This window comes from Streptomyces sp. SLBN-8D4 (genome assembly GCF_049739545.1).
Classification (GTDB): Bacteria; Actinomycetota; Actinomycetes; order Streptomycetales; family Streptomycetaceae; genus Streptomyces; species Streptomyces canus_C.
Window position 1 is genome coordinate 8,301,417 of record NZ_JBMGQC010000001.1, and the last position, 16,520, is coordinate 8,317,936.

The following is a 16,520-nucleotide window of genomic DNA, read 5'->3' on the forward strand; positions in this document are numbered from 1 at the left end:
GCAACGCGTGGACGTCAGGCCGAGTGCTCAGCCAGCCGGTCGAGAAACGCCGACTGCGCCTTGACGATCACGGCCCGGGCCCGGTCGAGCCCGAACCACTCGACGCGGTCCAGCTCGGGAAACTCCTGGGTCCGCCCGGACTTCGGCGGCCACTCCATGCTGAACACCCCCGGCACCACGGTCGCCGGATCGAGGTCGGCCTCGATGGCCCACGCCGTGACGACCTTGCCGTTCGTCTGCCGGACCTCCCCGAGCGGTACGGCCTCCCCGTCCGGCGGCGGCAGCCCCAGCTCCTCCTGGAACTCCCGCCTGGCCGCATCCCAGGCCGACTCCGACTCGGGCTCGTACTCACCCTTCGGCACGCTCCACGCCCCGGCGTCCCGGCGCGCGAAGAACGGGCCGCCCATATGGCCCAGCAACACCTCAAGACCGTCGGACGTGTGCCGGAACAACAGCAGCCCGGCACTGGTCTTCACGGCTTCACCTCCGGGTGTGCGGCCAGCAACGTCTCCACCGTGTCTGCCTCCTCCGGCCTCTTGTCCTCCCGGTAGCGGACCACTCGGGCGAACCGGAGGGTGACCCCGGCCGGGTAGCGGGTCGACCTCTGGAGGCCGTCGTAGGCGATCTCGACGACGAGTTCGGGCCGTACGGTCACCACGTAACCGCCGCTGTCCACCGCCAGCTCCTGGAGACGCCCGGTCTGCCAGGTGAGCATCGCGTCGGTCATGCCCTTGAAGGTCTTGCCGAGCATGGCGAAGCCGCCGTCGGCCGTGCGGGCGCCTAGGTGCAGGTTGGAGAGCTTGCCGGTGCGCCGGCCGTGGCCCCACTCGGCGGCCAGCACCACCAGGTCGAGGGTGTGCACGGGCTTGACCTTGAGCCAGGACGCACCGCGCCGGCCCGCGCTGTACGGAGCGTCGAGGGACTTCACCACGACGCCCTCGTGGCCGCGCTCCAGGGTCTCGGCGAGGAACTCCTCGGCCGCCCCCAGACCCTGTGGCCCGGACACCAGTGTGCGCCGGACCCGCATCGGCTCGGGCACCAACCGGGCCAGCTCCGCGTGCCGTTCGGCGAAGGGCAGGTCGAGCAGGTCGCGGTCGTCGACGGACAGCGCGTCGAAGAGGACGGGGGAGACGGGCACCGCCTCGGCGGCCGTCGTCACGTCCACCCGGGAGCCGACCCGGCCCGCGGTCTCCTGGAAGGACCGCGGGCGCCCGTCCTCGCCGAAGGCGATCACCTCGCCGTCCAGGATGAACCGCTCACCCCTCAACTCCAGTGCCGCGGAGGTCAGTTCGGGCAGCCGGTCGGTGATGTCGTCGAGGGTGCGGGTGTACAGCCGTACGACATCGCCGTCCCGGTGGATCTGCACACGGATGCCGTCCAGCTTCTCCTCGACCGCGCAGGTGCCGAGCTTGTCGACCGCCTCGGCCACCGAGGAGGCGCTGTGCGCCAGCATCGGCAGGACCGGGCGGCCGACGGTGAGGCGGAACCGGTCCAGGGCGGGCGGGCCGTCGGTGAGCAGGGCCTCGGCCACCGTCTGGAGGGAGCCCGCGAGCATCACGGCACGGCGTACGTCGGCCGGGGGCGCCCCGGTCGCCCGGGCGAGCCCCTCGACCGCCACCGCGTCCAGCGCCCCCTGCCGCACCTCGCCGGTGATCAGCCCGAACAGGAAGCGTTGCTCGTCCTCGGTGGCCGCGCCCATCAACTCACCGACCAGGCGGGCGCGTTCGGCCTGCGAGCCCGCGCCCGCGACCTTGCCCAGCTCGCTCAGCAGGGCGTCCACCGCGTGCACGGTCAGGGTCGGCTCGGCGGCCGGGGCGACCGGGCGGCTCAGCACCTTCCAGCCGACACCGAGCCGGCCCTGCGGGAGGCGGCCCGCCAGATAGGGGATGACGATCGGGACGTCGTCCGCCTCGGCCTCCCGGAACAGCTCTGCGAGGAGCGCGATCTTCCGGGACCGGGCCGAGGTGGCGGCGACTTCCTGGGACACGTGTGCCAGCCGGGCAAGCAGCATGCATCAAGGGTGCACCGGAGGGGCCGGGTCTACACCCCGGCGGCCGCGTCGAGGTCGCTCATCAGCAGCTCCCCGTTGATCGTGGCGGCCGCCCGGTACCCGGCGCTCGCCGCGTTGATCACCTGTTCGCCGAAGCCGGCCGCGTTGCCCACGGCGTACACGCCGGGCACGGTCGTCTGCCCGGTCCCGTCGACCACGGGGTAGCTGCCGAAGGGCGTCTCCTGGAAGCCTGCTCCGAGCCGCTCCAGCAAGCCGGTCCGCGGGACGGCCCGAGGGGCGGTGAAGACGACCTCGCGCGCATGCGTCGTGCCGTCCTCCAGCCGTACGGCGGTGAGCCTGTCGTCCGTCACGACCAGCTCGGCGACCTCGCCCGGCACCACCCGGACACCGGCCGCGGCCAGCCTGCGCAGGTCGTCGTCCGAGAGCGCGGACTCGGCGACCGTGTGCAGGAACAGGGTCACGTCCTTCGACCACTGGGAGACCATCAGCGCCTGGTGCACGCTGAGCGGGCTCGTGGCGAGCACGCCGAAGGCCTGGTCGCGGACCTCCCAGCCGTGGCAGTACGGGCAGTGCAGGACGTCCTTGCCGAAGCGCCCGGCGACGCCCGGCACGCCCGGGAGCTCGTCCTTGAGGCCGGTCGCGACGACCAGGCGGCGGGCCCGGACCACGCGTCCGCCCGCCAGGGTCACGGTGAAGCCCGGGGCGACCTCGGTCACCCGGTCCCGGACCAGCTCGACGCCGTACTCCCTGATCTCCTCGCGGCCGATCGCCAGGAACTCGGCGGGCGGCATGCCGTCCCGGGTGAGGAAGCCCTGCATGTGCGCGGCGGGCGCGTTGCGTGGTTCGCCCGCGTCGACGACCAGGGTGCGGCGCCGGGCCCGGCCCAGGACCAGGGCGGCGGACAGGCCTGCCGCGCCGCCACCGACAACGATCACTTCGTAGGTCTCGCCGTATGTCTCGCCGTGTGTCTCGGTCATGCCGACACGGTCGCTCCGCGGACGCGGGATTGACAAACGACTTTGCCGATTCTGCAATACGGGTATGAGCACCGACGACGTTCTCGCCGAAGTGGGACCCAGGCTCAGGCGGCTGCGCAAGGACCGGGAGGTGACCCTCGCCGCCCTCTCCGAGACCACCGGCATCTCCGTGAGCACGCTCTCCCGGCTGGAGTCCGGTCTGCGCAAGCCCAGCCTGGAGCTGCTGCTGCCGATCGCCCAGGCCCACCAGGTGCCGCTCGACGAACTGGTCGGCGCCCCGCCGGTCGGCGACCCCCGGGTGCGGTCCGCCCCGCTCGAACGGCACGGCCGCACCTTCTGGCCGCTCACCCGGCAGCCCGGCGGCCTCCAGGCGTTCAAGGTGCTGGTGCCGCGCCGCGACGAGGAGCCGGAGCTGCGCACCCACGAGGGCTACGAGTGGCTGTACGTGCTGGCGGGGCGGCTGCGGGTGGTGCTGGGCGACCATGACGTGGTGATGTCGGCGGGCGAGGCGGCGGAGTTCGACACCCGGGTGCCGCACTGGTTCGGGTCGACGGGGGAGGGGCCCGCGGAGTTCCTCAGTCTCTTCGGGCCGCAGGGCGAGCGGATGCACGTACGGGCCCCGGCCCCGGAAGGCGTGAAGATCTGAGACAACTCGACGACGGCCCGGGTAAGTTCACCGGGTGGACGAAATATCGCCCTGGGCGCTCCCCGCTGCACGGCAGGCTGTTCGGTGACCAGCAGTGACGTGACCTGTTCCCCCGTCGTCGACACCCGCGCGGAGACAGCGCCCCGGGACTGGCAGGCGCGGCTTCGCCGGTTCGGGTACGCGGCCCACCCGGCAACCGAGCTGCGCGAGCGTCTCGTTCCGCGATTTCCGAAGGCGTCGGTGTGGGACTGGCTGGGCCCGTTGCTCGTCGCCGCCCTGGCCGGGGTGATCCGCTTCCGGCACCTCGGCCGGCCGCGGGCCGTGATCTTCGACGAGACCTACTACGCCAAGGACGCCTGGTCCCTGCTGCGGCTCGGTTACGAGGGCACCTGGCCGGACCGCAAGATCGCCGACCCGCAGATCCTTGCCGACCCGCAGGTCGTCTCGCTCTCCCACACGGGAACGTTCGTCGCGCACCCGCCGACGGGCAAGTGGGTGATCGCCCTCGGGGAGTGGATGTTCGGCCTCACCCCCTTCGGCTGGCGCTTCATGACGGCGGCCCTCGGCACCCTGTCGGTGCTCATGCTGTGCCGCATCGGACGCCGGCTGTTCCGTTCGACCGTGCTGGGCTGCCTGGCCGGCGCGCTCCTCGCGATGGACGGCCTGCACGTGGTGATGAGCCGTACCGCCCTGCTGGACCTCGTCGTCATGTTCTTCGTCCTGGCGGCCTTCGGCTCCCTGCTGGTCGACCGGGACCGTGCACGGGCCAGGCTCGCGGCCGCCCTGCCGGTCGGTGAGGACGGCCGCGCGCGCCCGGACGAGCACGCCGGCGACCACACCGGGACCGGGTGGCGTCCCTGGCGGCTCGCCGCCGGCGTCTTCCTGGGACTGGCGGCCGCCACCAAGTGGAACGGCCTGTACGTACTGGTCTTCTTCGTGGTCCTGACGGTGCTGTGGGACGTCGGCTCCCGCCGCGTGGCCGGTTCCCGCCGCCCCTGGCTGGCGGTGCTGAACAACGGTCTCGGCGGGTCCCTCCTGTCCCTGGTCCCGGTCGCGGTGGTGACCTATCTGGCGAGCTGGACCGGCTGGTTCCTGTCCGACGACGGGTACGACCGCCACTGGGCCGACGGCCGCGGCGGCACCTGGTCGTGGATCCCCGCCCCGCTGCGCAGCCTGTGGCACTACGAGTCCAACGTGTACGACTTCAACGTGGGCCTGCACAACCCGCACAAGTACGAGTCCAATCCCTGGAGCTGGCTGGTCCAGGGGCGCCCCGTGCTGTTCGACTACCAGTCGCCCGAACCCGGCCAGGACGGCTGCCGTACGGCGGTCCACTGCTCCCAGACGGTCCTCGCCCTCGGGACCCCGCTCCTGTGGTGGTCGGCGTGCGCAGCCCTGCTCTATCTGCTCTTCCGGTGGGCGCTGCGCCGTGACTGGCGGGCCGGGGCCGTCCTGTGCGCGGTGGGCGCCGGTTGTCTGCCCTGGTTCCTGTACCAGGACCGTACGGTCTTCTCCTTCTACGCGGTCGTCTTCGTGCCGTACCTGTGCCTGGCCGTGGCGATGACGGTGGGCGCGATCCTGGGGCCACCGGGGGCGGACCGCACACGGCGCACCCGGGGCGCGGTGGCCGCGGGCACCCTCGTCCTGCTCATCGCCTGGAACTTCATCTACTTCTTCCCGCTCTACACCGGCGAGACGATTCCGTACGCCGAGTGGCACTCCAGGATGTGGCTGGACACCTGGATCTGAGGGCGGGGGTTCCCTGGTACGTTACGGAGCTTCTGCCCCCCCGACGACAAGAGACCGAGCCCAGTGACCACCGTCGCTTACCAAGGTGAACCCGGATCCAACTCGGCGACCGCCGCGCACACCCTCTACCCCGGGTGCGCCGAGCAGCCCTGCACGGGTTTCGAACAGGCGCTGGACGCGGTGACGCTCGGCACGGCCGACCTGGCCGTGATCCCGGTGGACAACTCCGCGGCCGGACGGGTGGCGGACGTGCACCACCTGCTGCCCGAGTCGGGGCTGTTCATCATCGCCGAGCACTTCCTCGCCATCCGCTTCGACCTGATGGGCGTGCCCGGGGCGACTCCGGACCAGGTGGAGTGCGTACGCAGCCATGTGCACGCCCTCGGGCAGTGCCGCAAGGTGCTGCGGGAGGGCGGCTGGCGCACCCTGGTCACCGACGACACGGCCGGAGCGGCGCGCGAGGTGGCGGAGCTGGCGGATCCGCGGCACGCGGCGCTCGCCCCGCCCGCCGCGGCCGGGCTGTACGGCCTCGACGTGCTGCGCTCCGGGGTCGAGGACGACCCCGACAACACCACGCGGTTCGTCGTCCTGTCCCGGGAGGCCGTCGTCGCCCCGGACACCGGGGAGCCGACGATGACGAGCCTGTTCTTCTCCGTGCGCAACATCCCGAGCGCCCTGTTCAAGGCGCTCGGCGGGTTCGCCACCAGCGGGGTCAACCTCACGAAGATCGAGAGCTACCAGATCGGCGCGGGGCTGAACGCCAGCCGCTTCTACGTCGAGATCGAGGGCCATCCCGACGAGCCGCATGTCGCCCTGGCCCTGCACGAACTGCGGTTCTTCTCCACCGAGGTACGCATCCTGGGCGTGTACCCGGCCCATCCGCACCGGCTGGAGCACTGAGCGCCGGCGCGGGGCCGGGGCGGGTCCGCGGCCGTTCGGCGGGCTCAGCCCCCGTGCTCGGCCTGGAACATCCAGCTCTGCTTCTCCAGATCGGCGGTGAGGCCGATCAGCAGGTCCTGGGTCACGGCGTCCGCCGGGCCGGTCTGCTCGATGCGTTCCCGCACCCGTTCGACGACCGCGGAGAAGGCCTTCACCAGGGCGCCGACGGCGTCCGTGTCCTTCGTCCAACCGGGTGAGAACTGCGGCACCCCGCTGGTGGCGGCGACGGTGGCGGCCCGCCCGTCCGGGCTGACCCCCAGCGCCGCGGCGCGTTCGGCCACCGTGTCGGCGTAGTCGCGGGCGGTGGTGACCACCTCGTCGAGCTGGAGGTGGATGGAACGGAAGCGCGGCCCGTACAGGTTCCAGTGCGCCTGCTTGGCGACCAGGGACAGGTCGAGCAGATCGACCAGGGTCGCCTGGAGGGCGGCCCCCGCGATGTCGCGTTCCTTGTCCGGCAGCGGGCTGTTGATGACCGTCATGTGCGCGGGTCCTTTCCGGGGATCGTCGGGGACCATCTGGTGAGGGACGGGTGCCCGACTCGTCCCTGTCACCCTGTTCAGGCCTCACCGGGTCGTGCAACCGCTGCGCGGCCCCTCGGTGTGCATGCCCACACTTTCCCCGCGGACTGTTCCCTGATCGGCAAGCGACCGCTTAGTATGCACAGGATCCCGGTCAGACCCCGGCATGACGACGCAGTCCCGTGGAGGCCCCCCATGCAGGCTTGGCAAGTGCACGAGAACGGTGAGCCGAGCGAGGTGATGCGCCTCGCGGACGTGGCGCAGCCCGTGCCCGGCGACGGCCAGGTCCTGTTGAAGGTGCGCGCCGCGAACATCAACTTCCCGGACGTGCTGATGTGCCGCGGCCACTACCAGGTGCGTCCGCCGCTGCCCTTCACCCCGGGCGTGGAGATCTGCGGCGAGACCGAGGACGGGCGGCGCGTGATCGCCAACCCCGCGCTGCCGCACGGCGGTTTCGCCGAGTACGCCGTCGCGGACGCCGCCGCTGTGCTGTCCGCGCCGGACTCGCTGGACGACGCCGAGGCCGCCGCACTGCACATCGGCTACCAGACGGGCTGGTTCGGACTGCACCGGCGGGCCCACCTCGAAGCCGGTGAGACGCTGCTCGTCCACGCTGCCGCCGGAGGGGTCGGCAGCGCGGCCGTGCAGCTCGGCAAGGCCGCCGGGGCCACCGTCATCGGTGTCGTCGGCGGTGCCGAAAAGGCCGCCGTGGCTCGGGAGCTGGGCTGTGACGTGGTGGTCGACCGGCGGAGCGAGGACGTCGTCGCCGCCGTGAAGGAGGCCACCGGGGGCCGGGGCGCGGACGTGATCTACGACCCGGTGGGCGGCGAGGCCTACACGCAGTCGACCAAGGTCGTCGCCTTCGAGGGGCGGATCGTGGTCGTCGGCTTCGCCAGTGGAACCATCCCGAGCCCGGCCCTCAACCACGCCCTGGTGAAGAACTACGCGATCCTGGGCCTGCACTGGGGCCTGTACAACACCAAGAACCCGAAGCTGGTCCAGCACTGCCACGAGCAGCTCACCGAACTGGCCGCCCGGGGCGCGATCAAGCCGCTGATCAGCGAGCGGGTGCCGCTGGCCGGGGCCGCGGACGCCGTGCAGCGCCTCGGCGACGGGGTGACCACGGGCCGGATCGCCGTCGTACCCACGGGAGCACAGGCATGACCGACGCAGCCGAACTCAAGCGCCGCACCGCCGAGTTGCTGGCCGCACACCCGCCGGCGAGCACGGACCGGCTCGACTTCCTCAAGGCCCGCTTCGACGCGGGGCTCGCCTGGGTGCACTACCCGGAAGGCCTCGGCGGACTGAACGCGCCCCGTTCCCTCCAGGCCGTCGTGGACGCCGAGCTGGAGGCCGCGGGCGCCCCCGACAATGACCCGCGGCGCAACGGCATCGGCCTCGGCATGGCCGCGCCGACGATCCTCAAGTACGGCACCGAGGAGCAGAAGCGGCGCTTCCTGCGGCCCCTGTGGGTGGGGGAGGAGGTGTGGTGCCAGCTGTTCAGCGAACCCGGCGCGGGATCCGACCTCGCCGCGCTCGGTACGCGTGCGGTGCGGGAGGGCGACGACTGGGTGGTCAACGGGCAGAAGGTGTGGACCTCCGGCGCCCACAACTCGCGCTGGGCCATCCTCATCGCCCGCACCGACCCGGACGTGCCCAAGCACGCGGGCATCACCTACTTCATCTGCGACATGACCGACCCCGGCGTCGACGTCCGCCCGCTGCGGCAGATCACCGGCGAGGCCGAGTTCAACGAGGTCTTCCTCACCGACGTCCGCCTCCCCGACTCCCGCCGCCTCGGCGAGGTCGGCGACGGCTGGCGGGTCGCGCAGACCACGCTGAACAACGAGCGCGTCGCCATCGGCGGCATGCGGCTGCCCCGCGAGGGCGGCATGATCGGCCCGGTCTCGAAGACCTGGCGTGAGCGCCCCGAACTGCGCACCCAGGAGCTGCACCAGCACCTGCTGAAGCTCTGGGTCGACTCCGAGGTCGCCCGCCTCACCGCCGAACGCCTGCGCCAGCAGCTCGTCGCCGGACAGCCCGGGCCCGAGGGCGCCGGCATGAAGCTCGCCTTCGCCCGCCTCAACCAGGAGATCAGCGGCCTGGAGGTCGAACTGCGCGGCGAGGAGGGCCTGTTGTACGACGACTGGACCATGCGCCGGCCCGAGCTCGTGGACTTCACCGGCCGCGACGCCGGCTACCGCTACCTGCGCTCCAAGGGCAACAGCATCGAGGGCGGGACCACCGAGGTCCTGCTGAACATCGTCGCCGAGCGCGTCCTGGGCCTCCCGGCCGAGCCGCGCACCGACAAGGACGTCGCCTGGAAGGACCTGTCCCGATGAGCGCACAGCCCGATCTGCTGTACTCCGAGGAGGAAGAGGCGCTGCGGGCCGCCGTACGGGATCTGCTCGCCGACCACTGCGACGCGCCGGGTGTGATCGCCCGCACCGAGTCGGACACCCCGCACGACCTCGCGGCCTGGAAGGCCCTCGCGGACGGCATGGGCCTCGCGGGACTCCTGGTCCCTGAGGACAAGGGCGGCCAGGGTGCCACGCACCGCGAAGTCGCCGTCGTCCTGGAGGAGTTGGGGCGCGCGGTCGCTCCCGTTCCCTATCTCACCAGTGCGGTCGTCGCCACCGAGGCGCTGCTCGCCTGCCACGCCGACGACCTGCTCGACGAGCTCGCGTCAGGGCGCAGGATCGGTGCCCTCGCCGTCGCCCTGAACGTCGCCCCGGGCGGTGCCTACAAAGTCGTACGCCATGAAGGCGGAGCCCTGCACGGGGAGTTGACCGCCATCGCGGACGCCCAGGCGGCCGATGTGCTGCTGGTGCCCGCGGACGACGGCGGGCTGTACGCGGTGGAGTCCGCCGCCGCCACCGTCACCCCGCAGATCTCCTTCGACCTGACCCGGCCGCTCGCGACCGTCAGCCTCGACGGGGCTCAGGGCCGTCTGCTGGGCGATGCCGAAGTCGCCGTGCACCGCGCCCTGCGGGCCGGGGCCGGACTGCTCGCCTCCGAGCAACTCGGGCTCGCCGAGTGGACGTTGACCGAGACGGTGCGCTACCTCAAGGAGCGCAAGCAGTTCAACCGGCCCGTCGGCGGCTTCCAGGCGCTCAAGCACCGGCTCGCCCAGCTGTGGCTGGAGGTCGTCAACCTCCGCGCCGCCGCCCGCAATGCCGCCGACGCGCTCGCGACGGGTGAGGACACCGACGTGGCGGTCGCCGTCGCGCAGGCCTACGCGGCCTCCGTCGCCGTGCACGCGGCCGAGGAGGCGCTCCAGCTGCACGCCGGGATCGGCATGACGTGGGAGCACCCGATCCATCTGTATCTCAAGCGGGCCAAGGCCGACTCGATCGCGTACGGCACGGCGGGCGCCCACCGCGTCCGGTTGGCCGAACTCGTCGACCTCCAGGCGCCCTGAGCGTCACCCGGCGAAGGACCGTGAAGCCCGCCCCACCTGGGGCGGGCTTTTCCGTGCGCCTGCGCGGAAGGAGTGAACGGGCGGCGGCGGTCCGGCCAACTCCTGTCACGTACAGGTCCATTGAGGGCCGAAGGGCCCCATACTCCCTGTGGTTCCGACCCGCCCCACAGGGAGGCAGAACATGGCCCTCATCACCCGTCGCAGAGCCCTCACCGCCCTCGGCGCCGCGGCCGCGGCGACCCTGGCCCCGCCCGCCGCCAGTGCGTGGGCCGACAGCCCCAAGCACCGCCCCCGTCCGCTGTGGCGCGCCCACGCCCACAACGACTACGAACACCCGCGCCCCCTCCTGGACGCCCTCGACCACCGTTTCGGCAGCGTCGAGGCGGACATCTTCCTCGTCGGCGACCAGCTCCTCATCGGCCACACCGTGGACGACCTCGACCCGACGCGCACCCTGGAGTCCCTCTACCTCGACCCGCTGGCCAGGATCGTCAAGGCCAACCACGGCTCCGTGTACCGGGGTCACCGCCACTCCCTCCAACTGCTCGTCGACATCAAGACCGAGGGCTCCTCGACCTACCTCGAACTCGACCGCCATCTGCGGCGCTACCGGCACCTGTTCACCACGTACGTGCACGGCAAGGCCGTCACCGGCCCCGTCACCGCCGTCATCTCCGGCGACCGCGCCGCCCGCATCCCGCTGGAGGCCCAGAGAGTGCGCCGGGCCTTCTACGACGGCCGGCTCGCCGACCTCGGCACCGCCGTGCCCGCCTCCCTCATCCCGCTGATCAGCGACAACTGGACCCTCAACTTCACCTGGCTCGGCGAGGGCGCCTTCCCCGACGCCGAGCGGCAGAAGCTGCGGAGCATCGTCCAACAAGCCCACGCGCGCGGGCAGAAGGTGCGGTTCTGGGCCACTCCGGACCTGGCAGGCCCCGCCCGGGACGTGATGTGGACCGAGCTCCTCGCCGCCGACGTCGACTACTTCAACACCGACGACCTGGCGGGCCTGGAGGCCTTCCTCGACGCCCACCGATAGGCGCCTGCAAGCGGGCGCGAACACCACTCGTTCGGAGGACACTTCAGCCGCCCGGACGAACCCTCCGCTACGCCACACTTGCGGCCGAACGCCGCGAAACGGACCCGGCGGCGTGGCGGAGGAGGCTGTCCATGGCGATTTCCATCTCGGTACTGGTGCTGCTGCTGATCCTGGCGGTGATCTTCCTGCGCAGCGGCGGACTCAAGTTCTCCCACGCGCTGGTGTGCGCGCTGCTCGGCTTCTATCTGGCCGGTACGAGCCTCGCGCCCACCATTCACAGCGGCGTCACGGCGACAGCCGACATCGTCAGCGGTCTGCGCCCCTGACCGGGGCCGCCTCAGGTCGCCGAGAAGACCCCGATGCCGTTCGGTACGGCCCGTTCGGCGCCGCCCGAGGGGTGGTTGAGCGCGGTGACGGTGCCGGCGCCCGGCTTGCGGGCGGCCATGGTCGTGGAGCCGCCGCCGTCCAGGCTGAAGGCGTCGACCGAGCCCAACGTGCGCATGGTGTCGGCGACTTCGGCGATCGTCAGCCCACTGCGATAGTCGGCCGCACCGTCCAGCGCGAGGAGATACAGCCGCCGGCCGCTGTCCGCGATCCCCACGGCCGTGCGCACGGCCGACGTCGTGTCGTCGAGCCCGGGCAGCGGGCGGCCGCCGTCGAGCACCGGATAGCCGCCGAGCGCGAAGCGGTACGCGATTCCCGCCGAGGCCGCGACCAGGCGGTGCTGCACGGTCACCGCCGAGCCGACCGAGAGCTTCCGCAGCTGCTGCGCTCCCGCCTCCCGGCCCACGAGCACGGTGGTGCCGACGGCGATCGGCCCGCTGCCCGGGGAGTCGGCGGCGGCGACGACCTGCCCGCCCCGGACCGTCACCTCGTACGTGTCGGTGCTGCAGGGGGCGGCCCGGTCCCTGTCCGTCCCGCAGGTCGCCCGCACCCGGGCCGCGCTGCCCCAGCCCGAGGTGAACGCCCCGACCGAACCGACGGGCAGCGCGTACTGGTTCAGCCCGCGGAGCGGCAGTTGCCCCTCGGGGGTGCGCACCGACCCGTCGAGCGCCAGGTCGTCGAGGCGGGCCCGTCGGTCGGTGCCCACGCCGAACACGTCCCTGGTGCTCGCGCCGGGCGGCAGCGCGGGCCCGAAGCGCTGCCCCTTCGGCACCGCGGCCTTGAGGGCACGGCCCTGCGCGATCGCCGGGCCCACACTCGCGCCGGTGGCCTCGACGCCGGGGTGCTGGGCTTCCGAGATGTTGAAGAAGTCGCCGTTCACCCCCGCGAGTGCGCCCTGTGCGGTGGCCAGCCGGGACACCGTGGCCCGCGCGGCCACCGCCCCCGGATACAGCAGCTCCACCCGCACGCCGGGCTCGCTCAGGTCCACGCGGATCACATGGGCGTGTGCCGGTCCCGCGGCCGCGGGGATGTCGAACTGCTCGTACTGCACGCCCGTCGCGAGCCGTGTCCACCCCGGCGCGGCGCCGGCCGGGGCCGCCCCCACCAGGGCGGCACCGGCCAGAGTGCCGAGTGCCGCGAGAAACGTGAGTACCGATCTGCCTGCGCCGGAACGGCTTTGACGGTGCGTCACAGCTCTCCCCTGAGGTCGTGTCAACTGTCCCAGAACTCAGAGGAAGTGCACCAGACGACGGCGACCCGAGGGGCTACTCGGCGCCGACCACACGCGAACGGATGAGGAAACGCACCCCCTCGGGTGCCTCCAGAGAGAATCCGCTGCCCCGGCCCGCGACGACGTCGACGATCAGCCGGGTGTGGGCCCACACCTCGTACTGGCTCCTCGACATCCAGAAGGTCACCGGTTCCCCGACCCCCGGCACGTCCAGCTCGGCGAGCAGCACGTCCGAGCCGCCGGTGCGGAACTCGCCCTCCGGGAAGCACATCGGCGCGCTGCCGTCGCAGCAACCGCCGGACTGGTGGAACATCAGCGGCCCGTGCGCCTCGCGCAACCGGCGCAGCAGCTCGGCGGCCGCGGGCGTGAGCTCGACGCGCGGCACCTCGTCGTTCACGGCAGGTACGGAATCCTCGTCCATGGTCGCCGAGTGCAGCACGGGGAAGGTTGCGAGGGGGTTGCACGCCTCCTAGCCGGCGAACGGCGTGAAGTGGGCCGGAGTGTGATCGACCGGCAGGTCCGGGCGCCAGGCGGTCAGGCCCTGGGCGCTGCACACGAACAGGTTCTCCGGGAGCCGGTCCAGGGCGAACCAGCGCCAGTCGCCGACCCGTTCGTCCGGCTGGTCGCAGGGCTCGCCCCGCCACGCGGTGACCTGTGCGGCCACGGTCATCCGCACCACGCCGTCGACAGCGTCGAGGAGCGTGCCCAGCAGCCGGACGTCGGCCGGGCGTGCCTCGATCCCGGTCTCCTCGCGGAGTTCGCGCACGACCGTCTCCCGCAGCGACTCCCCGGGTTCCACCGTGCCGCCGGGCAGCTCCCAGGTGCCGCGCCGGTGCCGGCCGAGAAGCAGCCCCCGGGGGCCGTACAGGATGGCGCCGACCCCGATCGCCGCGTGCGGCACCGGAGCCCGGTTGCCGCGTGGGCGGGAGGAGACCCGGACCGGCCGGGTCACCCGGAAGATCCGGTACGAGGCGTGGTTGCCGTCCTCCGGCGAGTCGAGGACGTCGACGCCCTCGACGCGCTGGCCGTGCTCGCCGAGCAGGTCCGTCCAGAGCTCCGGAGTCAGCACCCACATCCGCACGGTCGTCTCCCCGCCCCCGGCGAGCCGCAGGAGCTCGGGCCGGGACTCGACGACGCGGGAGGGGCTGTCGCCGCGCGAGTTGGTGTGCAGCACGGTGAAGCACAGCCTCCCGCCGGGCCGGAGGCTGGTGGCGAGGGCGGGCAGCAGGCGGCGGGGATCGATGTACGGCACCGCGTTGACGGAGTAGACGACGTCGTACGGTTCCGCCGTGCCGAGGTGTGCGACGGCGTCGGCCCTGATCAGGCGCAGGCCGGACAGGGAGCCGTAGCGGGCGCGGGCGCGTTCGCACTGGGTGGGGGAGGAGTCGACCGCGTCCACCGAGGCGCCGTACGTCCGCACGATGTGCGCCGCGTGCCGGCCCGGTCCGCAGCCGAGGTCCAGCACCCGCCGCCCGGCGAGCTCACCGAGGATCCCCGCGCCCGGGCCGGTGCCTCCCGGGCCCCAGTCGAACCGCTCCAGCTCCGGGAGCACGGTGCCGCGCCGCAGATGGTGGTCGCCGTAGACGTGCCAGGCCTCGGCGTTGACGGCGTCGGGGTCGACGGGTCGTGTGGTCAACGTGCCTCCCGGATGCGGTGGTCGAGGCTCGGAACCCTATGCGAGCGCAGGCCCCGAGGAAGTTGCCGAGGGAGCCTGCCCAATTCCGCCCCGCGCCTTGACGTGTACTTGGCAAAGTGGGTTCATGGGAGCGCTCCCACACTCCTTCGGTCGCCTCACCCACACCCATCCGACTTCCTCACCCACCCCTGGAGCCGCAGTGAGAAGAACAAGAAAGAGCCCCTTAGGCACCCTCCTGGCCCGGCTGGCGGCCCTCGTCGGGCTGGTGGTGCTCGGCGCCCTCGCTCCCGGCACGGCCCAGGCCGCCCAGCAGACCGGCGTCCAGGCCGCCGGTCTGCACATCAGCAACGGCCGCCTGGTCGAGGGCAACGGCAACGACTTCGTGATGCGCGGCGTCAACCACGCCCACACCTGGTACCCGAACGAGCTGGGGTCGCTGGCCGACATCAAGGCGCAGGGCGCCAACACCGTCCGCGTGGTCCTCGCCGACGGCCACCGCTGGACCGCCAACACCGCCTCGGACGTGGCCGACGTCGTCGCCCAGTGCAAGGCCAACCGGCTCATCTGCGTCCTGGAGGTGCACGACACCACCGGTTACGGCGAGGACAGCGCCGCCGGCACCCTCGACCAGGCCGCCGACTACTGGATCGGCCTGAAAAGCGTGCTGGCCGGCCAGGAGAACTACATCATCATCAACATCGGCAACGAGCCCTGGGGCAACACCGACCCGGCCGGCTGGACCGCTCCGACGATCGCCGCGATCCAGAAGCTGCGGAGCGCCGGCCTCGCGCACACGATCATGGTGGACGCGCCCAACTGGGGCCAGGACTGGCAGCAGGTCATGCGCACCAACGCCCAGTCCGTGTACGCGGCCGACACCACCGGCAACCTGATCTTCTCGATCCACATGTACAGCGTCTTCGACACCGCTACGGAGATCACCGACTACCTGAACGCCTTCGTGAGCGCCAAACTGCCGATCGTGATCGGGGAGTTCGGCGGCCCCGCCGACCAGTGGGGCGATCCGGACGAGGACACCATGATGGCCACCGCCGAGCAACTCCACCTCGGCTATCTGGCCTGGTCCTGGAGCGGCAACACCGATCCGGTCCTCGACCTCGTGCTCGACTTCGACCCGACGCGGATGACGTCATGGGGTCAGCGCATCTTCAACGGAGCCAACGGCATCGCCCAGACCGCCAAGGAAGCCACCGTCTTCGGCGGCGGTTCCACCGACACCCAGGCCCCGACCGCCCCCGGCGCCCCCACCGCTTCCGCGGTCACGGCGACCTCGGCCCGGCTGACCTGGACGGCGTCCGCTGACAACGTTGGCGTGGCCGGGTACGACGTCGTCCGCGTCAGCGGTGGCACCGAGACCAAGGTCGCGGCCTCGACGACGAACTCGGTGACCGTGACCGGCCTGACCGCGGGCACGGCCTACTCCTTCGCCGTCTACGCCCGGGACGCCGCCGGCAATCGCTCGGCCCGCTCGGCGACGGTCGGCGTCACCACCGCGAACACGCCCACCGGGAGCTGTTCGGTGGGCTACCGCGCGGTCGGTGAATGGCAAGGCGGCTTCCAGGGCGAGATCGTCATCCGCAACACCGGCACCTCCGCGGTCACCGGCTGGAAGCTCGGCTTCACCTTCGCCGACGGGCAGACCGTCGCCACCATGTGGGGCGGGACCGCCGCACAGAGCGGTGGCTCGGTGACCGTCGCCCCGGCCTCCTACACCAACACCATCGCCGCCGGAGCTTCGGTCACCGTCGGGTTCATCGGCGGCAAGGGTGCCACGAACACCGCGCCCGCCGCTTTCACTCTCAACGGGGCGGCCTGCGTGAACGGTTGATGGCCCCCAGGTATCAGGTCAACTGTCCCGGACCCTTGACTCGGAACGCGCTCGGTCGCGATCCTCGACGCATCTATTGCGCCGGTCATGACAACTCCAAGGGCAGTCAAAACGCCCTCG

Annotated in this window: 16 protein-coding genes; 9 read left to right on the forward strand and 7 right to left on the reverse strand. The window is 72.0% G+C overall.

Going from position 1 to position 16,520, the window contains the following annotated elements; genetic code table 11:
* Window positions 1-14 precede the first annotated feature (14 nt).
* From RKD20_RS37800 to RKD20_RS37810, 3 genes are read right to left on the reverse strand one after another with little or no spacing between them, the layout of a single operon-like run.
* Entirely contained in the window at window positions 15-476 is a 462-nt protein-coding gene (locus RKD20_RS37800) for an NUDIX domain-containing protein (protein WP_424881617.1), read from the reverse strand.
* Window positions 473-2,011, reverse strand: a complete 1,539-nt coding sequence (locus tag RKD20_RS37805; RefSeq protein ID WP_424881618.1) for an ATP-dependent DNA ligase — start codon at window positions 2,009-2,011, stop codon at window positions 473-475. The genes RKD20_RS37800 and RKD20_RS37805 overlap by 4 nt, the downstream gene beginning before the upstream one ends.
* Window positions 2,012-2,040: 29 nt before the next feature.
* Entirely contained in the window at window positions 2,041-2,988 is a 948-nt protein-coding gene (locus RKD20_RS37810) for an NAD(P)/FAD-dependent oxidoreductase (protein WP_424881619.1), read from the reverse strand.
* A gap of 64 nt (window positions 2,989-3,052) precedes the next feature.
* Here RKD20_RS37810 and RKD20_RS37815 point away from each other — a divergent pair, with 64 nt between their 5' ends.
* The 3 genes from RKD20_RS37815 (at window position 3,053) to RKD20_RS37825 (ending at window position 6,283) form a co-directional block, all read left to right on the forward strand.
* A complete protein-coding gene (locus RKD20_RS37815) occupies window positions 3,053-3,634 on the forward strand; it encodes a helix-turn-helix domain-containing protein (protein ID WP_424881620.1) in 582 nt (193 codons plus the stop codon).
* A gap of 84 nt (window positions 3,635-3,718) precedes the next feature.
* The gene (locus RKD20_RS37820) at window positions 3,719-5,383 is read left to right on the forward strand and encodes a dolichyl-phosphate-mannose--protein mannosyltransferase (protein WP_424881621.1); all 1,665 of its coding nucleotides are present in this window, start codon (window positions 3,719-3,721) and stop codon (window positions 5,381-5,383) included.
* Window positions 5,384-5,446: 63 nt separating this feature from the next.
* Entirely contained in the window at window positions 5,447-6,283 is an 837-nt protein-coding gene (locus RKD20_RS37825; protein WP_424881622.1) for a prephenate dehydratase, read from the forward strand.
* A 44-nt stretch (window positions 6,284-6,327) separates the two neighbouring features.
* Here the strand turns inward: RKD20_RS37825 and RKD20_RS37830 are convergent, their stop codons facing one another.
* Window positions 6,328-6,801, reverse strand: coding sequence for a Dps family protein (locus RKD20_RS37830; protein ID WP_424881623.1), 474 nt, complete (start codon window positions 6,799-6,801; stop codon window positions 6,328-6,330).
* A gap of 234 nt (window positions 6,802-7,035) precedes the next feature.
* Between RKD20_RS37830 and RKD20_RS37835 the strand changes: the two genes are divergently transcribed.
* The 5 genes from RKD20_RS37835 to RKD20_RS37855 all read left to right on the forward strand — a co-directional run bounded on the left by RKD20_RS37835 (window position 7,036) and on the right by RKD20_RS37855 (window position 11,626).
* Window positions 7,036-8,004, forward strand: coding sequence for an NADPH:quinone oxidoreductase family protein (locus tag RKD20_RS37835; protein ID WP_424881624.1), 969 nt, complete (start codon window positions 7,036-7,038; stop codon window positions 8,002-8,004).
* Entirely contained in the window at window positions 8,001-9,182 is a 1,182-nt protein-coding gene (locus tag RKD20_RS37840) for an acyl-CoA dehydrogenase family protein (protein ID WP_424881625.1), read from the forward strand. Before RKD20_RS37835 ends, RKD20_RS37840 begins: the two co-directional genes overlap by 4 nt.
* Window positions 9,179-10,261, forward strand: a complete 1,083-nt coding sequence (locus tag RKD20_RS37845; protein WP_424881626.1) for an acyl-CoA dehydrogenase family protein — start codon at window positions 9,179-9,181, stop codon at window positions 10,259-10,261. Before RKD20_RS37840 ends, RKD20_RS37845 begins: the two co-directional genes overlap by 4 nt.
* A 181-nt stretch (window positions 10,262-10,442) precedes the next feature.
* On the forward strand, window positions 10,443-11,300 hold the full coding sequence (locus RKD20_RS37850) for a phosphatidylinositol-specific phospholipase C/glycerophosphodiester phosphodiesterase family protein (RefSeq protein ID WP_424881627.1): 858 nt from the start codon (window positions 10,443-10,445) through the stop codon (window positions 11,298-11,300).
* A 131-nt stretch (window positions 11,301-11,431) separates the two neighbouring features.
* Window positions 11,432-11,626, forward strand: a complete 195-nt coding sequence (locus RKD20_RS37855; protein ID WP_007380378.1) for a hypothetical protein — start codon at window positions 11,432-11,434, stop codon at window positions 11,624-11,626.
* A gap of 11 nt (window positions 11,627-11,637) precedes the next feature.
* Here the strand turns inward: RKD20_RS37855 and RKD20_RS37860 are convergent, their stop codons facing one another.
* The 3 genes from RKD20_RS37860 to RKD20_RS37870 all read right to left on the reverse strand — a co-directional run bounded on the left by RKD20_RS37860 (window position 11,638) and on the right by RKD20_RS37870 (window position 14,551).
* Complete coding sequence (locus tag RKD20_RS37860; RefSeq protein ID WP_424881628.1) at window positions 11,638-12,876, reverse strand: phosphodiester glycosidase family protein; 1,239 nt, start codon at window positions 12,874-12,876, stop codon at window positions 11,638-11,640.
* A gap of 73 nt (window positions 12,877-12,949) precedes the next feature.
* Window positions 12,950-13,336, reverse strand: coding sequence for a DUF779 domain-containing protein (locus tag RKD20_RS37865; RefSeq protein ID WP_424881629.1), 387 nt, complete (start codon window positions 13,334-13,336; stop codon window positions 12,950-12,952).
* 48 nt (window positions 13,337-13,384) lie between these two features.
* Entirely contained in the window at window positions 13,385-14,551 is a 1,167-nt protein-coding gene (locus RKD20_RS37870; protein WP_424881630.1) for a bifunctional class I SAM-dependent methyltransferase/NUDIX hydrolase, read from the reverse strand.
* A 199-nt stretch (window positions 14,552-14,750) separates the two neighbouring features.
* Here RKD20_RS37870 and RKD20_RS37875 point away from each other — a divergent pair, with 199 nt between their 5' ends.
* Window positions 14,751-16,400, forward strand: a complete 1,650-nt coding sequence (locus RKD20_RS37875) for a cellulase family glycosylhydrolase (protein WP_424881631.1) — start codon at window positions 14,751-14,753, stop codon at window positions 16,398-16,400.
* Window positions 16,401-16,520 lie beyond the last annotated feature (120 nt).